Source organism: Kibdelosporangium phytohabitans, assembly GCF_001302585.1.
Taxonomy (GTDB): domain Bacteria; phylum Actinomycetota; class Actinomycetes; order Mycobacteriales; family Pseudonocardiaceae; genus Kibdelosporangium; species Kibdelosporangium phytohabitans.
Genome location: NZ_CP012752.1, coordinates 1646529 through 1669065, shown reverse-complemented (window position 1 = coordinate 1669065; position 22537 = coordinate 1646529). Strand labels below are relative to the sequence as shown.

Here is a 22537-nt window from a genome sequence, read left to right as displayed (position 1 = left end):
TTTGCCCCTGTTGAGCTGCGTGAGCGTAGGCATGCCGTGTTACTTCTGTGTTTCGTGGGTCCGTTCGACCAGGACACGCCGGAGAGACCGCACGAGCGAGGCCACGGCCTGGCTTGCGCCGAAGGTCAACTCGGACGCCGGGTTCTTGCTGTCCCGCACGGCCCGTAAGGCGCCTTCGATCTCCACACAGTCGCCCTGCGGTGCGCTCCTGCTGGACCTGCGCCACCGCCCTGCTGGCTGGAGTGTGGTCATCCGTGTCGCTCCATCCCTTGGGCAATCGCGGCGATGAGCGTCGCGGAATCCTTGGCGTTCATCGCCACTTCCGTGCGGAGAAGTTCCGCCGCCTCGACATACTTCGCCACCTCGTCGTGCTCCCGCAAGAACGTCGGGGCGTAGTGGTGGTCAAGGAGGACGATCGGGCTCGCCGCCGAGAACTCGATCAGCTCGAACTGACCCGCCAGCATGGGGTGGTAACCGCAGGCCTGACTCGGCACTACCTGGATCGTGACGTTCGGCCGTTCGCCCAGCCACAGGACGTGCCGCAACTGGTTGGCCATCTCGGCTGGCGGGATCACCGGGCGGAGGAACACGGTCGAATCGATCAGCGCAACCAGTCGGACCGGGTCCCGACGCAGAAGAACATCCCGTCGGCCTGCGCGGAGGGCAACTTGTGCCGCCACATCAGAGCGCCCGTCGTGGACTGCTCGTGAGTAGTCGCTCGTCTGGAGCAAGCCGGGCAGCAGCAGGGGCGCGGCGGCGACGATCCGCCGCGCCACACGTTCGTGGTCGATCAGCTGGACCGTGTTCCCGAGGATCACGGCCGGATCGACGGTCACGGGTGTCCGGATCGCCACCGCCTGCGCGGCCAGGTCGAGAATCCGTTCGCGCTCGCCGTGCTCGGTGACGCCCAGTGCGTCGAGCAGACGCTCGTACTCGTCGTCCGACGCCTGGTACTTGCCATTCTCGATGTCCGAGATCCGGCTGTGCGCCTTGAATCCCGCGAACCTGGCCAGCGAGCGCTGGTCGAGACCGGCGCGGTTGCGTGCCGCGCGCACCTGGGCGCCGAGTTCGCGGAGGACGGCGTTCGCCTTGTTCTGATCCACGCGTGGAGCGTACGACAACGCTGCATAGCGATCAGGATCGCTCGATCAGGGCATTGGCAGACGGTTCACGAACGGTCATTCTTGGCCCTGAGCACCATTCAAGGCTGACGTGAACCGATGAAGGCGAGACGTGAATCGCAGTGCATGAACCCAATCGCGGCGAACTGTTCGCTCATATCCACGTGCTGCTCGACGGGTGCGCCTTCCGCGCCACCCCCAACGTCGACGGCACCACGACCCTCGACATTGACGGTGGCGCGATCGCAGGCCTGACCGCGATCCTCACGCCACAAGCGCTCGACGCGATGCGTGAAGCGATCAAACCACCTCGACACGTGGAGTCCGGGTCTTCCTGATCAACAAGGACATCAGCGCGGCGGCGAGGCACAACAAGCCCGCTGCGTACCAGGCGATGTCATAGCTGCCCGTGTGGTCACGTGTCGCGCCCGCGGCTGTCGCGGCGAACGCGGCACCCAGTTGGTGCGAGGCGAAGACCCAGCCGAACACGATCGGGCCCGTCATGCCGAACTTGTCACGGCACAAGGCGAGCGTCGGTGGCACGGTGGCGACCCAGTCCAGGCCGTAGAAGATGATGAACGCCCACATCGGTGGTTCGACCGTCGGTGCGAACAGGCCCGGCAGGAGCATCAGCGAGCCGCCGCGCAGGGCGTAGTAGGCGCCCAGCAGCCAGCGCGGGTCGATCCGGTCGGTCAGCCAGCCCGAGAAGATCGTTCCCGCCACGTCGAAGATGCCGACCAGGGCCAGCAGGCCCGCTGCCGTCGTCATCGGGATGCCGTGGTCGTGTGCCGCGGGGACGAAGTGGGTGCCCACCAGGCCGTTGGTGGACGCGCCGCAGATCGCGAACCCTCCGGCGAGCAGCCAGAACGTGCCGCTGCGCATCGACTTGCCCAGCACCTGCAGTGCCCGGCGGGCCGCGCCCTTGTTCGGGGCCGGTGGCGGTTCGGCGGTCTCCGCGCCCAGGGCCGTCGTGCCCACGTGACCGGGGTGGTCACGCAGGAAGATCCACACCACCGGCACCACCAGCAGCGCCACTCCCGCGATCACGAGCGACGCCGGACGCCAGCCGATGTCCGTGGCCATCGCCGCCACCAGCGGCAGGAAGATCAGCTGCCCGGTCGCGCCCGCTGCCGTCAGCACACCGCTGACCAGGCCCCGGTGCTTCACGAACCAGCGTGACGTCATGGTCGCCACGAAGGCCAGTGACATCGACCCGGTGCCGACGCCGACGAAAATCCCCCAGAAGAGGATCAGCTGCCAGCTCTCGGTCATGAACACCGTCAGCCCCGAGCCCGCCGCGACCAGGACCAGCGCGCTGGCCACGACCTTGCGCATGCCCAGTCGTTCCATCAGCGCCGCGGCGAACGGCGCGATCACCCCGTAGAGCACCAGGTTCACCGACACAGCCGACGAGATCGTGCCGCGCGACCAGCCGAACTCCTGGTGCAGCGGATCGATCAGGACGCCGGGTGCCGCGCGGAAACCAGCCGCGCCGAGCAGCGCGAGGAACGAGACGCCCGCCACCCACCAGGCCCAGTGCACGCGCCTGGTCCGCACTTCGAGTTGTGTCACGCGATCAGCGTGCCGGTTCGGTCCTCGTCGAAACAGTGGCCCGGCTGACAACATGCGCAATAATCTGGCCATGACCCACGTCGTCGCCGTACTCGCGCTGTCCGAGGCCATCGGATACGACCTGACCATCCCGACCATGGTGTTCGACGCCGCGGCCAAGCCCTATGACGTCCGGGTCTGCGGGGTCGACGACAAACCCGTGGACGTCTACGGCGGCTACCGCCTGCTGCTCGACCACGGTCCGGAGACGCTGGCCGAGGCGGACACGGTGATCATCCCCGGCACACGCATCACGGGTCCGCGCCACGAGGGCACGCTGCCGGCCGAGGTGGCCGAAGCCCTCGCGCTCATCCGGCCGGGCACGCGGATCATGTCGATCTGCACCGGTGCGTTCGTCCTCGCCGCGGCCGGGTTGCTCGACGGACGCCCGGCGACCACCCACTGGAACCACACGCGGAGGTTCCGTGAGCTGTACCCGAAAGTCCAGCTCGACGAGGACGTCCTCTTCATCGACGACGGCGACATCCTCACGTCGGCCGGACTGGCCGCGGGCATCGACCTGTGCCTGCACGTTCTGCGCAACGACCACGGCAGCGAAGTCGCCAACCGCGCCGCGCGGTACTGCGTGGTGCCGTCGTGGCGGGACGGCGGGCAACGGCAGTTCATCGAACGCCCCATGCCCGAGATCGGCGAGGCGTCCACCGCGCCCACCCGCGCGTGGGCAATGGAGCGGTTGTCCGACGGCCTGGACCTGGACGCCATGGCGGGGCACGCCAATATGAGCGTGCGCACGTTCAGCCGCCGGTTCCGGGCGGAAACCGGGATGAGCCCCGGGAAATGGCTGCTGCGCCAACGCATCGAACACGCGCGGCACCTGCTGGAAAGCACTGACCTGGCCGTCGACCGGGTAGCGCGGGAATCCGGCCTCGGCACAGCCTCCTCACTGCGCCAGCACCTGCGGGTGAACGTCGGTGTGTCGCCGCTGACGTACCGCAAGACGTTCCGGCCGCCTTCATGAGGGAGTCTCAGGCGCTCACCCCTACGATGCGTGCCATGTTGAAGCGTCTGCTGGTGCTCGGAGCACTGGGACTCGTCACCGCCGCGGGATGTTCGTCGACGTCGAACGACCCGGGCTCGAACGCCGGGCCGCTGCCGGACGGCGCGAGCCTGCTCAAGGACGCGTCCGAGTCGATGAAACCGATCAACAGCGCCACGTTCTCGCTGAAGGTCAACGGCCAGGTGCCCGGCGTCCCCGTCAAGGACGTCAGCGGCGACCTCACCAGGAAGGGCGACGCCGTCGGCAAGGCCCAGCTCGACCAGTTCGGGCAGACCTTCGAGGTCGACTTCGTGCTGTTCGAGAAGAAGATCTACATCAAGGCCGTGACCGGCGGGTGGCAGGAGTTCGGCGACGCCACCAAGATCTACGACCCGTCGGCGATCCTCGACCCGGAGCGGGGCGTGGCCAAGCTGCTCACGTCGATCGAGTCGCCGGTCACCGAGGGCCGCGAGGACGTCAACGGCAACAAGACCTTCCGGATCGCGGGCAAGGTCGCCAAGGACAAGGTCAAGGACCTGGTGCCGGTGCAGTCCGACGTGACGGTCAAGGTGTGGGTCAAGCAAGAGGGCAAGCACCTGCCGGTCCGCGCGCTCGTCGAGGTCTCGCCGGGCAACTCAGCCGAGATCACACTGTCCGAGGTGGACAAGCCGGTCACCGTGACCAAGCCTGTCTGACATGAGCTGTCTTCGCGGCGCCACGGGGCGGAGTGAGCGGTGACCACCGTCGAAAGCGCAGTGTCCGGGGCGCCACGCAAGGGTCGCAAAGTCGCGATCGGGGCCGGTGGACTCGCGGTCCTGCTCGGCGCGCTGGACACGTACGTCGTGGTCAGCGTGCTCAACGACATCATGCGCGACATGCACATCGCGGTGAACCGGCTCGAGCAGGCCACGCCGATCGTGACGGCGTACCTGCTCGGCTACATCGCCGCGATGCCGCTGCTCGGGCAGGCGTCCGACCGGTTCGGCAGGCGGGCGCTGCTGCAGACCTGCCTGGTCGGGTTCACCGTCGGGTCGATCGTCACCGCTGTCGCCACGAACATGCCCGTCCTGGTGGGTGGGCGCGTCCTGCAGGGCATCGCCAGCGGCGCACTGCTGCCGGTGACGCTCGCGCTCGCGGCGGACCTGTGGGCGGAGCGCAAGCGGTCGACCGTGCTGGGCGCGGTCGGCGCGGCGCAGGAACTGGGCAGCGTCCTCGGACCCATCTACGGTGTCGTGCTGGCCATCGCGTTCGGGTCGTGGCGCGGCCTCTTTTGGGTGAATGTCCCGCTGGCGGTCATCGCCATGGTCGCGATCCACTTCTCCGTTCCCGGGCGGGACAAGAACGCCCCGGCGCCGGCGAAGGTGGACATCACCGGCGGCGCGCTGCTGGCCGTCACGCTGGGCCTCGCGGTCGTCGGGCTCTACAACCCCGAACCGCAGAAGGCGGTACTGCCGCCGTGGGGCATTCCCGTGCTGATCGGTGCGTTCGTCGCGCTGCTGGTCTTCCTCGCGTGGGAGAAACGGGCGCGGACCAAGCTGATCGACCCCGCAGGTGTGCGGATGGGGCCGTTCCTCGCCGCGCTCGGCGCGTCCGTCACAGCAGGCGCGGCGCTGATGGTCACGCTGGTCAACGTCGAACTGGTCGCCCAGACACTGCTCGGCAAGGACCGCACGGACGCGGTATTCCTGCTGGTCAGATTCCTGGTGGCGTTGCCGGTGGGTGCGCTCGTCGGCGGCTGGCTGGCGTCCCGGATCGGTGACCGGTGGGTGGCTTTCGGCGGTCTGCTCGTCGCCGCGGCCGGGTACCTGCTGATCTCCGGCTGGCCGGTCGACGTGCTGGCCGCACGGCACGACCTCGGCCTGTTCGCGCTGCCGAGACTGGACACCGACCTGGTCATCGCCGGGCTCGGGCTCGGCACGGTGATCGGCCCGCTGTCGTCGGTCGTACTACGCGTTGTACCCGCAGCGCAACACGGAGTGGCGTCCGCCGGGGTGGTCGTGGCCAGGATGACGGGCATGCTTGTCGGTGTGGCTGCCCTCACAGCGTGGGGTCTTTACCGCTTTCACAGTCTCACCGCCAACCTCAACACGCCGTTGCCGTTCGGCAAGCCCAAGGAGCAGTTCGACGCCGAAGTCGTGGTGTACAAAGCGAAACTGTTCGAGGCCCTGAACACCGAGTACAGCGAGATCTTCCTGATCACGGCGGTGATCTGCGTGGTGGGCGCCGTGCTCGCGCTGGCGACCGGCGCGGTGCGCCGCGCCGATTGACATCGATCGTGGATTGCGAAGGCGCTGAGATTAAGAGACCCTTCAAAAGTGACCGAGCAACGGGTCGTACTGAATCTAGACGAAGCCGGCGTGGCGGTTGATCTGCCCCGGCTGGACAATGCGCAGGATCTGGTCCAGGACGTGGCGTACCGCCCGGTGGATTTCCGCGATGACGATCTGCCCTCCGCCTTGGAACGGTCGGCAGCATGGCTACGGAAGGCCGAGCAGTGGCTCGGCGAGCCAATGGACGTCATGGCGATCCACCTGGACTACGACGACAGTGGCGACGCGCCGTACTACGAGGTCAAGTTGCTCTGCAACGACGAGGACCTAGCCGGCGCGCCGATCGCGGTACGAGAACGGCAACGGCGCGCCTCACCCTGAAGTGGCCATCCGACGGGAGGCTCGCGGCTACACTCGGAGAGGTATAGCGCTGCTGATTAAGGATGTGCGCCATTACCCCACCGAATGATCTCTTCAGCCACGCCAACGCCGACGACGCGGACACCGCGCCACGAACCGAAGGCAAAGCCTCTCGTCAGAACCTGTTCAGCCAGCAACAAGCAGAACCGACGCCTACCGAGGTTGCGCGGCCGAAAGCGTTGCCGCGCAACCCATTCCAGGTGCCGTCCTAGAGCAGCATCCGGCCGGGGTCGACGTCGCCGGTCAGCATTCCGTTCGCCTTCATCAGCGCCACAACACCTTTCAGGCGCTGAACGTCGATGGTGCCCGGGTACAGACCCAGGCGCAGGACACCGGCGATGGAGGCGTCCACCTTCGCGTACCCGGTGATGACGTTCTGCACCTCGGCCCTGTCGCCCGCATCCCGTTGTGCCTTAACGAGAGCACGCCGGAACGCGTCGACAGTCTTCGGACTGGCCTGCGCGAACTTCGCGGTCGTCGCATAGCCGCCGATCGGCAGGTCCGTCGCCTCGCCGGTGATGGTGTCCAGCACCGGCACCGCGCCGATCTGTTGCATCGCACGGGTCAGGAACGGCTCGACGAGCAGGGCCGCGTCAACGTCCTTGCGCTGCAAGGCCGCTTGCATGTCCGGAAACGGCATTTCGGTGAACTGGACGGCGTTCGCGTCGACGCCCTTGGCTTTCATGCCCGCGCGCACCGCCAGTTCGACCACGTTCGCCCTGGTGTTCACCGCGATCTTCTTGCCGGCCAGGTCGGCCGGTGTCCTGACCGTCGAGTCCGGTGTGGTCACCACCAGGAACATGTCCGGCTTGCCGCGGTAGCCGTCCGCGACAAGCTTCAGATCGGCGACGCCCCTCGCCTGCGCCGACAGGAACGAGACCCAGTTGCCGAACGTCACGTCCAGCTCGCCGTTGACCAGGCCGGGGATGCCCGCCGCGCCGCCCTGGATGGTCTTGAGCTCGACCTCGACGCCCTCGTCCTTGAAGTAGCCCTTCTTGATCGCGATGTGCACCGCCGCCGTGTCCACGATCGGCAGCACGCCCAGTCTGATCTTGGCTTGTTCCGCGCCTGCCGGTGCGGGATCTTCGCCGGACAACAAGCCGCAGCCGGAGACGGCCGCGACGAGGGCAGCAGCGAGCACGCCGAGAAAGGCGCGACGTGGGCGAGTCATGCGCACAGAATGGCACGGCCGCGCGCCGCCGACTACGCCTGTCGCATTCCGTTGGACGGTCAGGAACACTTGGTGCCCTCCGCGGGCAACTTGAGGTCGGTCAGATAGGCCGCGCCCGCGTCGTTCACACAGTCGCTCTCGCCGAGGAACGCGGTGTGGCTGTTGGCTTCCACGGTCAGCAGGACCCCGGAGAGCGCCTTGGCCAGCTTCACGCCCGACTCGTACGGGGTGGCCGGGTCCCCGGTCGACGAGATGACCATGACTTTGGGAAGTCCGGGCACCTTCGGATCATGGGGTTGACTCGTGTTGGGCACCGGCCAGAACGCACACTCGTCCAGCGCGGCGACGAACGCCTCGTCGTCGTCGAGCGCGCTCTTGGGTAAGCCCTCCCTGATCCTGCGCGCCTGGTCCTCGACCACAGCGCGGTCCTTGACCGGCGGGTCGTCGACGCACTGCACGGCTGTGAAGGCGTCGTGGATGTTGGCGTACTTGCCGTCCTCGCCACGGCCGAGGTAGAGGTCGGCCAACTGGATCAACACTTGGCCATCGCCCTTGACCAGGTCGGCGAGGCTCTTGTTCAAGGTGTCCCACAGCTGCTCGGAGTACAGGCACTGCAGGACGGCGGTCACCGCGTCCGAATAGGACAACAGCCGGTCGCCCCCGTTGGCCGGCTTGGTCTTCAGCGGCTCCAGCATCGCGTCCAGCTTCGCCTCCGCCTGCGCGGCGTCGGCGCCCAGCGCGCAGTCCGGTTCCAGCACGCACGCCGCGGCGAACGCGTCGAACGCCTTCTTGAACCCGTTGGCCTGGCCGATGGCACCGGCCACCCGGTCTTCGTTCGGGTCCACCGCGCCGTCGAGCACCATGGCGCGGACGTTGCCGGGGAAGGTTTCCGCGTACGCCGTCCCGATCCTGGTGCCGTAGGAGAAGCCGAGGTAGTTCAGCTTCTGGTCACCGAGCACCGAACGCAGCACGTCCATGTCCTTCACGACATCCCGAGTGCCGATATTGGCCAGCACTTCGGCGCCCGTGTTGGCGACGCACTTGTCGACGTACTCCTTGTTCTCCTTCTCAATCGCGGCAACGGCTTCCGGCCCGGTCCCGGCGACGGGCGGCTCCAGCCGCTCAGCGTCCTTGTCCTTGTCGGTCAGGCACTTCACGGCCGGCTCGCTCGACCCGACACCGCGCGGGTCGAACCCGACCAGGTCGAACCGGCCGGCCAGCGGATCATCCCACTCCTCGGCGAGCTGCGCCGCCGACTGCATACCGGACTGGCCGGGGCCGCCGGGGTTGACCACGAGTGAACCGATCCGCCCCGCTCCCGTCGCGGTCTTCTTGCGCAACAAGCCGATCGTGATCTCACGACCGTCCGGCTTGGCGTAGTCGAGCGGCACACGCAACCGCGCACACCGCAGGGCGTCATCGTCGTACAGCGTCGAGCTGGTCTCGTCTGTGGCGTATTTCGCGCAGGCTTCCCAATTCACCGGCTGGGTGTAGAACTTCTCCAGGCCGGGCGGCACAGGTCCGACCGGTTTGGCGGCGCCACCGGCCACCGGCGTTCCCTGAACGACTGTGGAGCACGCGGTCAACGCGAGCAGCGCGCCGACGGCCAGCGCTCCGATTCCCCTGGTACGACGCACGTTTTCAAGATCGCCGGATAACGGCATTCCGTTACTCGCACCTGATTCCGGCCTGCGGCACGGTCAAATCGACCAGGTATTCACTACCGGCGTTGTCCACGCACGCGTTCCCCTGCAGAAAAGCGGTGTGCTGCGTGGCCTCGTAGGTCAGCACGACACCGCCGAGCGCCTTCGCCAGATTCACGCCAGCCTGGTACGGCGTGGCCGGGTCCCCGGTCGTCGAGATGACCAGGATCGGCGGCAACCCTTGGACATTGGGCAGGTGCGGCTGCGATGTGTTGGGCACCGGCCAGAAAGCACACGCGTCCAACGCCGGGCTGGCCGGGCGGCCGTCGTCTAGGAACGGAGCCGCCTGCTTGTAGCGCTGCTGCGCCTCGAGCACAAGCGCTTTGTCCGTGACACGGGGATCGTCGACACAACGCACGGCCGTGAACGCGTCCTGTGTGGTGGAGTAGTGGCCCTCCTTGTCCCGTTCGAAATACGTGTCGGCGAGGAACATCAACGCCTGGGGCCGCTGGCGTTTCAGATCGGCCAGGCCCTTGTTGAGCGTGTCCCACAGCTGTTCCGCGTACAACGCCTGGATCACCGCGGTGGTCGCGTCGGAATAGGACAGCTTGCGCCCGCCTTCGCCGAGATCCACCGGCCGGTCGATCAACGGCCGGACGATGTTCCAGTAAGTGGGCAGAACCTGATCCGCCGACCGCCCGAGCGCACAGTCCTCGCGCTGCACGCACCACGCCGCGAACGCGTCGAACGCCTTCTGGAAGCCCTCCCCCTGCGCCACGAGTTCGTCGACCACGTCCTGCTCGGGATCCAGCGCGCCGTCCAGCACCAGCGCACGCACGTTCCTCGGGAACGTCTCGGCGTACGTCGTGCCGAGGCGCGTGCCGTACGAGTAACCGAGATAGGTCAGCTTCTCATCACCCAGGACCGACCGCAGCACGTCCATGTCCTTGACGACATCGCGTGTGCCCATAGTGGCCAGGAGCTGGGCGCCGTCACCTGTGCGCTGCACGCACTTGTTCGCGTAGTCGCGCTGCTCGGCCTCCACCCGCGCCACGCCCTCCGGCGAGGCGTCCAGCTCGTCGTCGTCGGCTCGTTCGGTGTCGCGTTCCTGATCGGTCAGACAGCGGATCGCGGGCTCGCTGGACCCGATGCCGCGCGGATCGAACCCGACGAAGTCGAACCGCTTGCGCAACTCGCTGTCCTTGGCCTGCGTCGCCAGCCGGGTCGCGGTGGCCAGCCCGGACGCCCCCGGACCGCCCGGGTTGATCAGCAGCGAGCCGATCCGGCGGCTAGGATCGGTCGCGGCCACGCGCAACAGGCCGAGCGAGATGACCGGGCCATCCGGCTTGCCGTAGTCGAGCGGCACCGCCAACCGGGCGCAGCGGGCGTCCCGGCTCTTGAAAGTGCTCTTGTCGTCGCTGGTTCGGGCAAATGGGACACAATCACCCCAAGTGAGCGACTGACCGTAGAACGTCGCCAATCCGGCGGGTACCGTCCCCGTCGGCCCCCGTTGTTCGGTCACCGGCTGAGCAACGGGCGCTCCGGTGGACGAAGTGCAGGCCGCAGCCGATGCGGCCAGCATGGATACAAGGGAGAATCGCCAGATACGGCCACTCAGTGTCACACCCCGATACTGCCATCGAGGTGAATGCTGGGCCGGGCGGAACTCGATGTGAACACCGTCGCGTTAAGGCTGTTACGTGCCCTGTGATGCTGGAGGTGCCTGGTGGCCACGATGCTCGCCAAGGTCAAGGGTCGGCTGCGCCGGCTCCTGGAGCGGCCTGCGTCCGTCGAGCTGACCAAGTACGAAGCGCTGCTGCCCAAAATCGCTGATCGCGAGGACGTCATCGCGAAGCTCAGCGACGAAGAGCTGACCGAGAAGGTCACCAAGCTGCGTGGTTCGGAACGGGAACTCGCCGACGACGAGCTGATCGAGTACTGCGCGTTGGCCCGCGAAGGGGCCAAACGGGCGCTGGGCGAACGCCCCTACGACGTGCAGCTTGTCGGCGTCATGGGCATGCTGTCCGGGCACATCGTGCAGATGGCGACCGGTGAGGGCAAGACGCTCGCCGGTGCGCTGACCGCGGCCGGGTTCGCCGTGCGCGGCAAGCGCGTGCACGTCATCTCGGTCAACGACTACCTCGCGAAACGCGACGCGGAGTGGATGCGGCCGGTGTACGAGCTGCTCGGCGTGAGCGTCGGCTACGTCGGCGAGAAGGTCTCGAACGAGCACCGGCGCGAGGCGTACCTCTCCGAGGTCTGCTACGGCTCGGTCAGCGAGATCGGCTTCGACCTGCTGCGCGACCGCCTGGTGACCAGGGCCGAAGACCAGGTCCAGGTGCCCAGCCCGGCCACGGTCGCGCTGGTCGACGAAGCCGACTCGGTGCTGGTCGACGAGGCCAAGGTGCCGCTGGTGATGGCCGGAACGGCCGAAGGTGTCGAGCGGGACGCCGACATGGCCGAGATCGTGCGCCGCCTGCGTGCGGGCCTGCACTACGAGAAGGACGAGGACGGCCGCAACGCGTGGCTGACACCGTCCGGCGCGAAAGCCGTGGAGAAGGCGCTCGGCGGCGTGGACCTGTACTCCGAGGACAGCCCGTACGTCGCCGCGGTGAACGTCGCGCTGCACGCGCACGCGCTGCTGGAGCGGGACGTCGACTACATCGTGCGTGACAACAAGGTCCAGCTGATCAACACCTCCCGTGGCCGGATCGCGGCGCTCCAGCGCTGGCCGGACGGCCTGCAGGCGGCCGTCGAGGCCAAGGAGGCGGTCGCGGCGACCGAGAGCGGCGAAGTGCTCGACTCGATCACCGTCCAAGCCCTGATCGCCCGGTACCCCAAGGTCGCGGGGATGACCGGCACGGCGGTCGCGGTCGCGGAACAGCTGCGCGAGTTCTACAAGCTCGAAGTCGCGGTGATCGCGCCGAACAAGCCCTGCGTCCGCGAAGACGAGCTGACCAGGCTCTACACCACCGAGGACGCCAAGGAAGACGCGCTCATCGAGGAGATCGTCAAGACCCACGAGAGCGGGCGGCCGATCCTGGTCGGCACCCTGGACGTGGCCGAGTCGGAGCGGATCGCCAAGCGGCTCGGCGAGAACGACCTGGAATGCGTCGTGCTGAACGCCAAGAACGACGCGGAAGAAGCCGCGATCGTGGCCGAGGCAGGCTCGTACAACGTGATCACGGTCTCCACCCAGATGGCCGGCCGGGGAACCGACATCCGCCTCGGCGGCCACACCGAAGCCGACCACGACAAGGTGGCCGAGCTCGGTGGCCTGTACGTCATCGGCACCGGGCACTACCCGTCATCACGCCTGGACGACCAGCTGCGAGGCCGCGCGGGACGCCAGGGCGACCCCGGTGGCTCGGTGTTCTTCTCCAGCATGGAGGACGAGCAGCTGGTCCAGTACGCCCCCGAGGTCCAGCTGCACGTGTTCAAGGAGCCGCCCGGCGAGGACGGCCTGATCAAGGACAAGACGGCACGGGCGTACGTGGCGCACGCGCAGCGCGTCGCCGAAGGCGTCGAGCTGGAGATCCACCGCAACACCTGGCGCTACACCCGGCTGGTCGAGCAACAGCGCGACATCATCATGGAACACCGCGACAAGATCCTGCACAGCGAAGTCGCGGACAAACTCTTCGAGAAGCACGCGCCCGAACGGCACAAGGAGCTCGTCGAGGAGTTCGGCGAGGAACTCGTGGCCGAAGCGGCCCGGCAGATCGTGCTGTACCACCTGGACCGCCGCTGGGTCGACCACCTCGGCTACACCGCGGACGTGCGCGAAACCGTGCACCTGCGCGCGCTGGCCAAGGAAACACCGATCGACGAGTTCCACCGCGCGGTCGTGCCCGCGTTCAACCAGATCGTGCCGGAGGCGCACGAGACGGCGATCGACTCGTTCGACGCGGTGAAGATCGGCGAGAACGGCGCCGAACTGGAAGAAGCCGGGCTCAAGCGGCCGACTTCGACGTGGACCTACATGGTCTACGACAACCCGTGGGACTCCGACGCCGAGCAGGCGCTCAAGAAGGTCCGCGCGCACGTGAAGAAGGTCAAAGCCGAACGCTGACCTGCGTGAGCACAGTGGCCCTCGCCGGATCGGCGAGGGCCACTCGCATTCCCACGGCATGCTGACAGCGGTCGCGGACTGAGCTCTTCGGCGCGGTTGGACCGGAGCGCTCGGTTACTTCTCGTTTCTCCTGGTAACTCCTATCGGGTGACACTCGCGGGGCTGCTTTCGGCGTGGCAGCATGACCAGATCTGCGATGATCCGTGCGCCACATTTCCGCCTCAGAGGCGAAAACATGCGGGAGGATAGCGCCCATGCCCCAACTGCGCATCGCCGCCGCTCAGGTCAACACCCGGGTCGGGGACCTGTCCGGGAACGCCGACCTGATCGTCGAGTGGACACGCAAAGCCGCTGAACAGGGCGCACACCTCGTGGTGTTCCCCGAGATGGCGCTGACCGGCTACCCGGTCGAGGACCTCGCGCTGCGCGAGTCGTTCACCGACGCCTCGAAGGCCGCGCTGGCGTCGCTCGCGACACGCCTGGCGGACAGCGGCTGCGGCGCGTTGGCGGTGTACGTCGGCTATCTGGACGCGGACGAGGCCGGCCCGCGCAACGCCGCCGCGGTGCTCCACGAAGGCAGGATCGCCGCGACGCAGTTCAAACACCACCTGCCCAACTACGGCGTGTTCGACGAGCGCAGGTACTACAAACCCGGCCAGACGCTGGACATCGTCCAGCTGCACGGTGTCGAGATCGGCATGGTCATCTGCGAGGACCTCTGGCAGGACGGCGGCCCGATCACGGCGCTCGGCCAGACAGGCGTCGACCTCGTTGTCTCCCCCAACGCTTCGCCGTACGAGAAGAACAAAGACGACCAGCGGCTGCCCCTCGTCGCGCGCCGGGCCGCGGAAGCAGGCGCGCCGCTCGTCTACCTGAACCTCATCGGCGGTCAGGACGAGCTCGTGTTCGACGGCGACTCGATCATCGTCTCCGCGGACGGCTCAGTGGTGACCCGCGCACCCCAGTTCGTCGAACACCTCCTGATCACAGACATGTCCTTTCCCGGTGGCCGGGAACGCACCGAAGGCCAGGTCGGCGAATTCACGGTCCGCCGCGTCACCTTGTCGGCCGACCCGGTGCCCACGTACGAACCGCTCCCCCTCCCACCCGTCGCCGAACCCCTGCCCGAAGAAGCCGAGGTCTGGTTCGCCCTCGTCACCGGGCTGCGCGACTACGTGCACAAGAACGGCTTCCGCTCGGTTACGTTCGGCATGTCCGGCGGGATCGACTCCGCCGTGGTCGCCGCCCTGGCAGCGGACGCGCTCGGCGGATCGGCGGTGTACGGCGTCTCGATGCCGTCGTCGTACTCATCCGAACACTCCAAAGACGACGCGGCCGACCTGGCCAAACGGATCGGCTCGCACTACGAGGTCCAGCCGATCGGCGCCATGGTGGACGTGTTCGTCAACCAGCTGGGCCTGAACGGCCTCGCCGAAGAGAACGTGCAGGCGCGGTGCCGTGGCGTGACACTGATGGGCCTGTCGAACCAGCACGGCCACCTGGTGCTGGCCACAGGCAACAAGACCGAGCTGGCAGTCGGCTACTCCACGATCTACGGCGACGCCGTCGGCGGATTCGCACCGATCAAGGACGTACCGAAGACACTCGTGTGGCAACTGGCCAGATGGCGCAACGCGGAAGCGGAGAAGCTCGGCGAGATTCCCCCGATCCCGGAGAACTCGATCACCAAGCCCCCCTCGGCCGAACTGCGCCCCGGACAGCTGGACACCGACTCACTGCCCGACTACGAGTTGCTCGACGACATCCTCGACGAGTACGTCGAAAGCGACCGCGGCCGATCGGACCTGCTGGCGCGGGGCTTCTCAGCCGAGGTGATCGACAAGGTGCTGACAATGGTGGACCGTGCGGAATACAAACGCCGCCAATATCCGCCGGGTACGAAGATCAGCCTTAAGGCGTTCGGCCGGGACCGGCGACTTCCGATCACCAGCGGCTGGCGCGAGGGCTGACATCCGCATCGAATGCCGCGTTGGTTGCACGCACCTCCGCAGCCAACGCGGCATTCAGCACATTCACCTCGCCCAGCGCACCGGTGCACCACACCACCAATCCACCGATCCACCGGCGCACCAATCCACCAATTCACGGATGCACCGATGCACCGATGCACCGATCAAACGCCACCCTGAATGCTGAATTCAGTGTGCACGCCGCACCCAACGCGGCCCTCAGTTCACACGCCGCGCCCACACACCCTCACTCCCACGCATCGGCGCACGCCCCACTCTCGACGCAGCATTCAGCGAGCGCGCCATATCTCACCCCATACACCGAGCAGCGCCCGCGCATGTTGAATTCTGCATTCAGCATGCAGGCGCCTTCACCAACGACATTATGCAGCCTGGCGCTACTGCGCATTCAGTATTCAGGGCTTCGCCCACGCCCCATTAGCACCCACAACCCGACGCAGCATTCAAAACACACACCACCTGAATACAACATTCAACACCCAAGCACGTCGGCCCACCGGTGGACACGGGTCCGGGCGCGCTGCTGCGGGTGCTGGCTTGCGCTGCTGCTGGCAGGTGCTCGGGTTGCGCGTTGCTGTCAGCGGACACGGCCTGCGCTGTTGCTGGCAGGTGCTCGGCTTACGCTCCTGTCGACCGGTACTTGGCCTGCGTTGCTGTCAGCGAGTGCCCGGGTGGCGCTGTTGCTGGCAGGTGCTCGGCTCACGCTCCTGTCGACCGGTACTTGGCCTGCGTTGCTGTCAGCGAGTGCCCGGGTGGCGCTGCTACTGGCGGGTAGTTGGCGTGCACTGTGCGCGGGTGCATGGTGAGTATGCAAGCGTGTCCACCTATGGCCTGCTCGCCGTCGTGTGCCGGGTTTTTAACGGATGATGTCTGATTGCGTCAGCGCTGCTGGTTACGTTGGAGTGCGGCTTCCAGCCCCATGTGCGGCTACCAGCGCTGGTCATACGGTGTTGGTTGCGTTCCAGCCAGTTCTCCGAGATCTTGCGCATGCTTCCTGGCGATACCTGCTTACCGCTTCCCCCGCCTCGGGAAGCAGAGGCCGAGAACAATAGCCAGAATCCAAAAGCCTGAAGCCTGAAGCTCAGAAAGCCAGAAGACCGCAAAGAGGTCCGAGCACCAAAGCCCCGATAACCGCAGCGCGGCGCCGATTTACATGGTGGAGTGGCCGTAAGCTTGTGGGTGTGGAGAGCCTCGCCACTTTGGACAGTGCCGCGCCATAGGTACTGCAAGGGGCTCCGCCTTTACGCTCGATGAGCGTCAACCGCCGGGGGTTCCCATGTCAAATCGGCGCCGCCCCGACCCACCATAGGGTCAAAAACAAAGGCATAGCAAAAAAGGAGCCAACAACAGGAACCCACACTCAAGGCGTTCAGCATTCACGGAGCAGCATCCGATGCGCCCGCGAAAGCTGCAGGGGTAGGCGTTAGCGGCCCTTGCGCTGTTGGATGACGTGCACGAGTTCGTGCTCGAGCAGGTCGGCAGTCTGGAACTGGTGTGACTGGACGGCTCCGCCTCGCGTGTGACTGTCCCAAAGGCGGGTGACTGTGCCCAGCGTGGTGATCAGGTCGTTGATCGGTTTCACCGCGTTGGCCAGGCTGGTCTGGGCTTGCCGTTCGATGTTCGCGACCGGCTTGGCGAACGTGCTGACCAGGTCACCTGCCTGCACCAGCACGGTTGCCGTCATCCCGCCTTCGACCGCCATCAAGTGTCGTACCAGCGAGATCAGGCGCCGCACCATGTCGGTGATCAGGTCGTTCGCGCCTGACCGGCTCTGCCCCACCACCTCGGCTGTCAGCTGCACGACCGCGGCCGCCTCACGTGCCGCGGTCGCGAACTCTGTCAGCGACCGGCCGATGTTGTCCGCACGCATGCGGTACTGGTCCGCGGCCTCACCGCGCCACCCCGCGGTCCCAGTCGTCACCGCTCGTGCCAGTTGTGCCTGGATCTGCGTTATCCGGTTCGACACCGTGACCCATGCGTCGAGGAACGCGTAGACGCCGGAAGCGTTGCCTGCCATCCGGTCCAGCACCGACTGCAGCGGCATCACCAGACCGGCCAGTTGACCGAGCCCGGCCGCTGACAAGACCTCGACCGGCCGCATCGACGCGGACAACGCACTGATGTTGTCAGCCACCGACACCTCCGAAGCCCTGCCCGGTTTCGTTTTCCCGGTACCCCAGTTCGTCCTTGCTGCGCACGATGTCCGCGGCTGTCGCGTGCACCGCGTTCGCGCTGGCTTCGAGTGCGCGGTTTCCCGCTGCCACAAGCTGATCCATCAGTGCGGTGAACGGTTGGCCGATCTCGCCGAGCGCGTCGGACGGGAGCTTCGTGGCCGCGTGCCCGGACACGCCCCGGATCTCGTCCGCCACGCCGTTCACCTGACGGGCGTGCGCCGCGAGCGCGCCTAGGACGACTTCGTATCCCTCGCTCATGCCGGTCCCCCGATGTCTTCGAGGACCGGCCTTTCGTCCCAGTCACCGCTGTCCGGCTGTCGCTGCTCCCGGTGCGTGTCCGGGAATCGCTCCCGGGCCGAAGCCAGCACGAGGTGGGTGTTCGGGTCTTGTGCGCCAACGGTTTCGAGCATCACCGTGCGCATCTTGTCAGGAATTCCCGCCTGCGCCTTGCGTATGCACGCCATGATCTCTTCGGCGAGAGCCCGGTCTGGCAGCCGCAGGTCCGTCAGCACGCCGGACGCGGACACCGCCACCTGCACCGCACCGTCCTGGGAGACCGCGCTGACCTGTATCCGGCCGATCTGCTCGCTCATCCGCCGGTATGCCGTCGCGGTCGTCTCGACCTGTCGTTCCCAGTCGGCCCCAGGCACGAGCACCTCCCCTGGTTTCGGTGCGTACCAAGGTATGCGCTCGTGCCTGATTTCACCACGGTTGAATTGCCGTCATCAGGTTCCGTCGATCAGTCGAATCGCGATGGCGGGGCTGAACTGACCGGCCGGGACACCCGCTCCGATCCCGCACGATCCGTCGGAATCGCCGGGAACCTTCACCCAGACAAGCAGTTCCGCCGGTCCGCCGACCTGTGCCGTGCTGCCGAGTTTGCGACCGGGCGGGTTGCACCAGTCGCCGTTGGATCCGTTGCCGTTGCGGCTGGTGTCGATCACGAATGTCTTGCGGTAGCCGGGAAGTGCCGCGTTGACAGCGTTTCCGTAGTCCGCCGACTCCGGTGTGGTGTAGTAGTTGGACACGTTGATCGAGTAGCCGCGTACGTTGCGCACGCCCGCGCTGTCCAACCGGCTCGCCATGGTCGCGGCCGGGACCCAGCGCGCGTTGCCCGCGTCAAGGTAGGCCCACGTGTTGAGGCCCTTGTCCCGCAGTTGCCCGGTCGCGTACTTGATCATCCCGGTCCGGGTGGCGATCGCACCGGCGTCCATGCAGTTGAAGTCCGCCAAGGAGTCCGGTTCGAGGATCACCACCGCGGGCCGGTTGCCCAGGCCGGTCGCGAACGCGGAAATCCACGCCCGGTACGCCTCGGGCGTCCCGGCGCCGCCACCGGAGTGGCCGCCGCAGGCGTCCCGGCCGGGGATGTTGTACGCGACCAGCACGGGAAGTTTGTCGGCGGCGTCCGCCGCGACCACGAAACTGCTGACCGCGGCCCGGATGTCGCCGCTCCACGACCCGAACCACCTGGCCATCGGCTTGCTCGCGATCGAAGCCTGGATACGGCTCGCGCGGGCGTCCGAGCCGTTGGCACGGACCCAGTTCGCCGGGTTGGAATTCGGGTCGACGTAGAAACCGCTGGTCATCCCGACCGGGTCGGCCGCGGCGTGTGCGATGTGGATCGGGGACAACGCCAACGCGGCCGTGAAGACGGCAGGCAGAATCCGACGCATGGCTGCTCCTCTCTCGTCATCGAGATCATGAGGCAGGGTTCTGGGAGCGCTCCCGGGCATTCAAGCAGCCGTGCGGAAATAACTCAACGGGGACGGGCGAAGGGAAAAAGAACCGTCTGCCGGATCGACGCGCCGGTCAACATCATCAGCAGCCGGTCGACCCCCAGCCCCATTCCACCGGTCGGCGGCATGCCGTGTTCCAGCGCGCGCAGGAAATCCTCGTCCAGTTCCATCGCTTCCACGTCACCGCTGGCCGCCCGCAGCGACTGGGCCTCCAGCCTTTCGCGCTGTTCGATCGGATCGGTCAGTTCGGTGTACGCCGTACCGATCTCACTGCCGAACGCCACCAGGTCCCAGCGCTCGGCGACCCGCTGCTCGACCCGGTGCCGCCTGGTCAGCGGGGACGTCTCGGTCGGGAAATCGGTGTAGAAGGTCGGCTCGACCGTGTCGCCCTCCACCAGGTATTCGTACGCCTTCTGCACCAGATGGCCGTGGCCCAGTTCGTCGTCGAGCACGATCCCCGCTTTCGCGAGCAGGCCTTTCAGCTCACGTACCGGGGTGTCCGGAGTGATTTCCTCGCCCAGCGCGCCGGAAACGGCTTGGTGCACGCTGACGACCGGCCAATCCCCGGAGATGTCGAACTCCTCGCCACCCCGCCGTACGATCTCCGCGCCATACGCGGCACGCGCCGCCCGCTGCACGAGTTTCTGAGTCAGGACTCGCATTGTGCTGTAGTCCGCGTAGGCCTGGTAGGCCTCCAGCATGGTGAACTCCGGATTGTGGCTGGCGTCGACGCCTTCGTTGCGGAAGTTCCGGTTCAGTTCGAAAACCCGCTCGACGCCTGCGACGCACAGCCGCTTCAGATAGAGCTCCGGCGCGATCCGCAGATACATCCGCATGTCGTACGCGTTGATGTGGGTGACGAACGGGCGCGCGTTGGCACCGCCGTGCACGGTCTGCAGCATCGGCGTCTCGACTTCGAGGAAGTCCTTGTCGTGCAACGTCTCCCGCAATGCCCTGACCACCGTGGAGCGCAGCTTGAGCATGGCGGCCGACTCCGGGTTGACCACCAGGTCCAGGTACCGCTGGCGGACCCTCGTCTCCGGGTCGGACAGGCCTTTTCGTTTGTCCGGCAACGGATGCAGGCACTTCGCGGTGACCGTCCACTCGTCCGCGAGCACGGACAGCTCGCCGCGCCTGGACGTGACCACCTCGCCGCTGACGCCGACGTGGTCGCCGAGGTCGACCAGCGACCGCCAGTCGTGCAAGGCGGGCCCGGTCAGCATGACCTGGAGTTCGCCGCCGAAGTCGCGCAGCCGCACGAAACACAGGCCACCGAGGTCGCGGCTGGCGATCACCCGGCCCGCGATCCGCACGTGCTGCCCGGTGCGGGTGTCCGGTGGCAGCGCCGGAAACCGCTCAACGACAGCGGAAAGCCGGGTGTCCCGGTCGAATCCGGGCGGGTAGGGGTCGTAACCGGCTGCGCGGAGCCGTTCCAGCTTCGCGATCCGCACCCGGACCTGCTCCGGCCGCCGCGCCTGCCTCGGCTTGGCCTTGGCGGCGAGCTCGTCGATCTCACGAACCCGGCCAACGAACTGGTCGTCGACCGGTTCGGCACGCAGGCCGCTGCGGCGCTGCAGCGTCGGCAGGAAGCCCTCCAGCGCGCCCGCGACGATGCCGACCTTCGGCAACCGCCTGGTCCGCGAGTAGCACAGGAAACGCGGTTCCCAGTCGGGGCCGTACTTCGCGTTGGACCGGTACAGCGACTCGAGCTGCAGGAAACGGGAGAACACGCCGAGGATCCCCCGCCACGCCCGCAGGACCGGCCCGGCGCCGATCCGCTCGCCGCCTTCGAACACCGCGCGGAACATCGCGAAGTTCAGCGAGATCCGTTGCGCGCCGAGCTTTCCGCTCGCCTCGATGACCGCGTTGAGCATGAACTCGTTGAGCCCGTTGCCCGCGTCGCGGTCACGGCGCATCAGGTCGAGCGACAACCCGCGCCTGCCCCACGGCACGAACGACAACAACCCCCGCAACCGGCCCGCGAGGTCGTACGCCTCCACCATGACGCACCGGCCGTCCGCTGGGTCACCGAGCCGCCCGAGCGCCATGGAGAACCCTCGCTCGGTCTGCGCACCGCGCCAGTGCTGGGCGGCGCTGCGCAGCGTCTCCATCTCCGGCTCGGGGATCTCGGAGTGCCGGCGGACCGTGCACGTGTACCCGGCGCGTTCGATCCTGTTCACGGCCTGCCGCACGGACCTGCGTTCCGGCCCGGACAACGTGAACTGCCGAACGTCCAAAATGGCCTCGTCACCGATCTCCAGCGCCTTGAGGCCCGCCGCCGTGTAGACCTTCGCGCCGTCCTCGCTGGCACCGAGCACACCGCTGGCCCACCCGTACCGATGTGCCTCGACCAGCCACATGTCGACGGCCTGGCGCCACGCCTCCGGATCACCGACCGGATCACCACTCGCGACGCTGACACCGCCCAGCACGCGATACGTCACCGCCGCGCGCCCGTTCGGCGCGAACACCACGCTCTTGTCCCGCCGGGTGGCGAAGTAGCCGAGCGAGTCGCGTTCGCCGTACTCCGCGAGCAGCTCCCTGACCTTGAGTTCCTCGTCCGGCGCGAGGTGCCGCATGCTGCGCACGCCACGGAAGAACCTGTAGACGGCGACGACCGCGACAAGCGCGCCGAGGACGTCCAGCAGGGTGCCCAGCCAGCCGGGGCCCCGGCCGATGCCCAGCGGGCGGAGTTGCAGCAGCTCACCCGTGGTGTGATTGCCCGCCCAGACCAGCTTCTCCCAGACCTCCCGCAGCGAGCCGGGGAACGGCCCGGTCAGTATCCAGCCTGCGACCGTCACCGCGGCCAGCCCGACCAGCAGGATCGCCACGGACCTGCGCACCGCGCCGGGCGCGATCTGGGCGGGGAACGACGGCCTCAGCCTGAGCAGGACCAGGATGATCGCCAGCTCGACCGCGACGGCGACCACCAGCAGGGTCGTGACCTCGCCGATGTCGACGGCGAGGTCGGGATCCTCCTCCAGGGTGAGCAGGTAGACGAGATCGGTCAGGACCGAGCCGACCTCGAACACGACCAGCGTCCACAGCGCGGCCCGTTTCCGGCGCCGCAGCGCCGCGCCGAGCACCAGCAGCACGACCGAGATGAACAGGTTCTCGTCGACCGGCAGGCCCACCATCCACGAGGCGAAACCCACGTACCAGCGAACCTCGCTGTCGACGTCCGTCAGGACGAAGAACACCGAGAGAAACGCGCCGACCTGCACAATCGTCGCCACGATGCCAGCTGCTCTGTGCTTGCCCACGCCCCAGATCATGGCCCCTGCGACCCTGTGACTTCCCTCCCACCCACCTGCGAACCAGCGCCGCGGCT

General features: G+C 67.2%; 18 protein-coding genes. 7 read left to right on the top strand and 11 right to left on the bottom strand.

Features of this window, described 5'->3' with window-relative positions; genetic code table 11:
* Positions 1–39: 39 nt before the first annotated feature.
* Both AOZ06_RS53545 and AOZ06_RS07600 read right to left on the bottom strand, forming a co-directional pair.
* The gene (locus AOZ06_RS53545) at positions 40–252 is read right to left on the bottom strand and encodes a DUF397 domain-containing protein (RefSeq protein ID WP_083471559.1); all 213 of its coding nucleotides are present in this window, start codon (positions 250–252) and stop codon (positions 40–42) included.
* Complete coding sequence (locus AOZ06_RS07600) at positions 249–1103, bottom strand: helix-turn-helix domain-containing protein (RefSeq protein WP_054288780.1); 855 nt, start codon at positions 1101–1103, stop codon at positions 249–251. Before AOZ06_RS07600 ends, AOZ06_RS53545 begins: the two co-directional genes overlap by 4 nt.
* A gap of 140 nt (positions 1104–1243) precedes the next feature.
* Between AOZ06_RS07600 and AOZ06_RS07595 the strand changes: the two genes are divergently transcribed.
* On the top strand, positions 1244–1459 hold the full coding sequence (locus AOZ06_RS07595; protein WP_054288779.1) for a hypothetical protein: 216 nt from the start codon (positions 1244–1246) through the stop codon (positions 1457–1459).
* Here the strand turns inward: AOZ06_RS07595 and AOZ06_RS07590 are convergent.
* The gene (locus AOZ06_RS07590; protein ID WP_054288778.1) at positions 1422–2693 is read right to left on the bottom strand and encodes an MFS transporter; all 1272 of its coding nucleotides are present in this window, start codon (positions 2691–2693) and stop codon (positions 1422–1424) included. The two genes, AOZ06_RS07595 and AOZ06_RS07590, sit on opposite strands and share 38 nt — an antisense overlap.
* Positions 2694–2763: 70 nt before the next feature.
* On the opposite strand from AOZ06_RS07590, the gene AOZ06_RS07585 reads away from it, so the two are divergent.
* The 4 genes from AOZ06_RS07585 to AOZ06_RS07570 are packed head-to-tail and all read left to right on the top strand — an operon-like array spanning position 2764 to position 6380.
* A complete protein-coding gene (locus AOZ06_RS07585; RefSeq protein ID WP_225953165.1) occupies positions 2764–3711 on the top strand; it encodes a GlxA family transcriptional regulator in 948 nt (315 codons plus the stop codon).
* Positions 3712–3746: 35 nt separating this feature from the next.
* Positions 3747–4424 (top strand): LppX_LprAFG lipoprotein, encoded by a 678-nt coding sequence (locus AOZ06_RS07580; RefSeq protein ID WP_063810317.1) that lies wholly within the window; start codon positions 3747–3749, stop codon positions 4422–4424.
* A 39-nt stretch (positions 4425–4463) separates the two neighbouring features.
* Positions 4464–5996: an MFS transporter gene (locus AOZ06_RS07575; protein WP_054288775.1), complete on the top strand. Its 1533-nt coding sequence runs from the start codon at positions 4464–4466 to the stop codon at positions 5994–5996.
* A 48-nt stretch (positions 5997–6044) separates the two neighbouring features.
* The gene (locus AOZ06_RS07570) at positions 6045–6380 is read left to right on the top strand and encodes a hypothetical protein (protein WP_054288774.1); all 336 of its coding nucleotides are present in this window, start codon (positions 6045–6047) and stop codon (positions 6378–6380) included.
* 247 nt (positions 6381–6627) lie between these two features.
* Here the strand turns inward: AOZ06_RS07570 and AOZ06_RS07565 are convergent, their stop codons facing one another.
* Genes AOZ06_RS07565 through AOZ06_RS07555 form a run of 3 tightly spaced genes read right to left on the bottom strand, consistent with a single transcriptional unit; the run spans position 6628 to position 10815 of the window.
* Entirely contained in the window at positions 6628–7590 is a 963-nt protein-coding gene (locus tag AOZ06_RS07565) for an ABC transporter substrate-binding protein (RefSeq protein WP_054288773.1), read from the bottom strand.
* Between the two features lie 59 nt (positions 7591–7649).
* Positions 7650–9254 carry an alpha/beta hydrolase gene (locus tag AOZ06_RS07560; RefSeq protein WP_083471555.1) on the bottom strand — a complete coding sequence of 535 codons (1605 nt, stop codon included), beginning with the start codon at positions 9252–9254 and terminating at the stop codon, positions 7650–7652.
* A gap of 4 nt (positions 9255–9258) precedes the next feature.
* Complete coding sequence (locus AOZ06_RS07555) at positions 9259–10815, bottom strand: alpha/beta hydrolase (RefSeq protein ID WP_054288772.1); 1557 nt, start codon at positions 10813–10815, stop codon at positions 9259–9261.
* Between the two features lie 153 nt (positions 10816–10968).
* Here AOZ06_RS07555 and secA2 point away from each other — a divergent pair, with 153 nt between their 5' ends.
* Both secA2 and AOZ06_RS07545 read left to right on the top strand, forming a co-directional pair.
* Entirely contained in the window at positions 10969–13305 is a 2337-nt protein-coding gene (gene secA2 / locus AOZ06_RS07550; RefSeq protein ID WP_054296485.1) for an accessory Sec system translocase SecA2, read from the top strand.
* Positions 13306–13559: 254 nt separating this feature from the next.
* On the top strand, positions 13560–15275 hold the full coding sequence (locus AOZ06_RS07545) for an NAD+ synthase (RefSeq protein ID WP_054288771.1): 1716 nt from the start codon (positions 13560–13562) through the stop codon (positions 15273–15275).
* A 1444-nt stretch (positions 15276–16719) separates the two neighbouring features.
* Here the strand turns inward: AOZ06_RS07545 and AOZ06_RS07540 are convergent.
* The 5 genes from AOZ06_RS07540 to lysX all read right to left on the bottom strand — a co-directional run bounded on the left by AOZ06_RS07540 (position 16720) and on the right by lysX (position 22481).
* Entirely contained in the window at positions 16720–17430 is a 711-nt protein-coding gene (locus tag AOZ06_RS07540; protein WP_157232887.1) for an EspA/EspE family type VII secretion system effector, read from the bottom strand.
* Positions 17423–17728 (bottom strand): hypothetical protein, encoded by a 306-nt coding sequence (locus AOZ06_RS07535; RefSeq protein ID WP_054288769.1) that lies wholly within the window; start codon positions 17726–17728, stop codon positions 17423–17425. Before AOZ06_RS07535 ends, AOZ06_RS07540 begins: the two co-directional genes overlap by 8 nt.
* Positions 17725–18120, bottom strand: a complete 396-nt coding sequence (locus AOZ06_RS07530; RefSeq protein WP_157232886.1) for a YbaB/EbfC family nucleoid-associated protein — start codon at positions 18118–18120, stop codon at positions 17725–17727. Before AOZ06_RS07530 ends, AOZ06_RS07535 begins: the two co-directional genes overlap by 4 nt.
* Before the next feature lie 75 nt (positions 18121–18195).
* Positions 18196–19143 (bottom strand): glycoside hydrolase family 6 protein, encoded by a 948-nt coding sequence (locus tag AOZ06_RS07525; RefSeq protein WP_054288767.1) that lies wholly within the window; start codon positions 19141–19143, stop codon positions 18196–18198.
* Between the two features lie 83 nt (positions 19144–19226).
* Complete coding sequence (gene lysX, locus AOZ06_RS07520) at positions 19227–22481, bottom strand: bifunctional lysylphosphatidylglycerol synthetase/lysine--tRNA ligase LysX (RefSeq protein WP_054288766.1); 3255 nt, start codon at positions 22479–22481, stop codon at positions 19227–19229.
* Positions 22482–22537 lie beyond the last annotated feature (56 nt).

What these genes read in the sequence shown, in the direction of transcription:
- lysX (WP_054288766.1), bottom strand. Translation starts at nt 22,481, where the DNA reads ATGATCTGGGGCGTGGGCAAGCACAGAGCAGCTGGCATCGTGGCGACG.
- AOZ06_RS07545 (WP_054288771.1), top strand. Translation starts at nt 13,560, where the DNA reads ATGCCCCAACTGCGCATCGCCGCCGCTCAGGTCAACACCCGGGTCGGG.
- AOZ06_RS07585 (WP_225953165.1), top strand. Translation starts at nt 2,764, where the DNA reads ATGACCCACGTCGTCGCCGTACTCGCGCTGTCCGAGGCCATCGGATAC.
- secA2 (WP_054296485.1), top strand. Translation starts at nt 10,969, where the DNA reads ATGCTCGCCAAGGTCAAGGGTCGGCTGCGCCGGCTCCTGGAGCGGCCT.
- AOZ06_RS07535 (WP_054288769.1), bottom strand. Translation starts at nt 17,728, where the DNA reads ATGAGCGAGGGATACGAAGTCGTCCTAGGCGCGCTCGCGGCGCACGCC.
- AOZ06_RS07580 (WP_063810317.1), top strand. Translation starts at nt 3,747, where the DNA reads ATGTTGAAGCGTCTGCTGGTGCTCGGAGCACTGGGACTCGTCACCGCC.
- AOZ06_RS07555 (WP_054288772.1), bottom strand. Translation starts at nt 10,815, where the DNA reads ATGCTGGCCGCATCGGCTGCGGCCTGCACTTCGTCCACCGGAGCGCCC.
- AOZ06_RS53545 (WP_083471559.1), bottom strand. Translation starts at nt 252, where the DNA reads ATGACCACACTCCAGCCAGCAGGGCGGTGGCGCAGGTCCAGCAGGAGC.
- AOZ06_RS07525 (WP_054288767.1), bottom strand. Translation starts at nt 19,143, where the DNA reads ATGCGTCGGATTCTGCCTGCCGTCTTCACGGCCGCGTTGGCGTTGTCC.
- AOZ06_RS07560 (WP_083471555.1), bottom strand. Translation starts at nt 9,254, where the DNA reads ATGCCGTTATCCGGCGATCTTGAAAACGTGCGTCGTACCAGGGGAATC.
- AOZ06_RS07565 (WP_054288773.1), bottom strand. Translation starts at nt 7,590, where the DNA reads ATGACTCGCCCACGTCGCGCCTTTCTCGGCGTGCTCGCTGCTGCCCTC.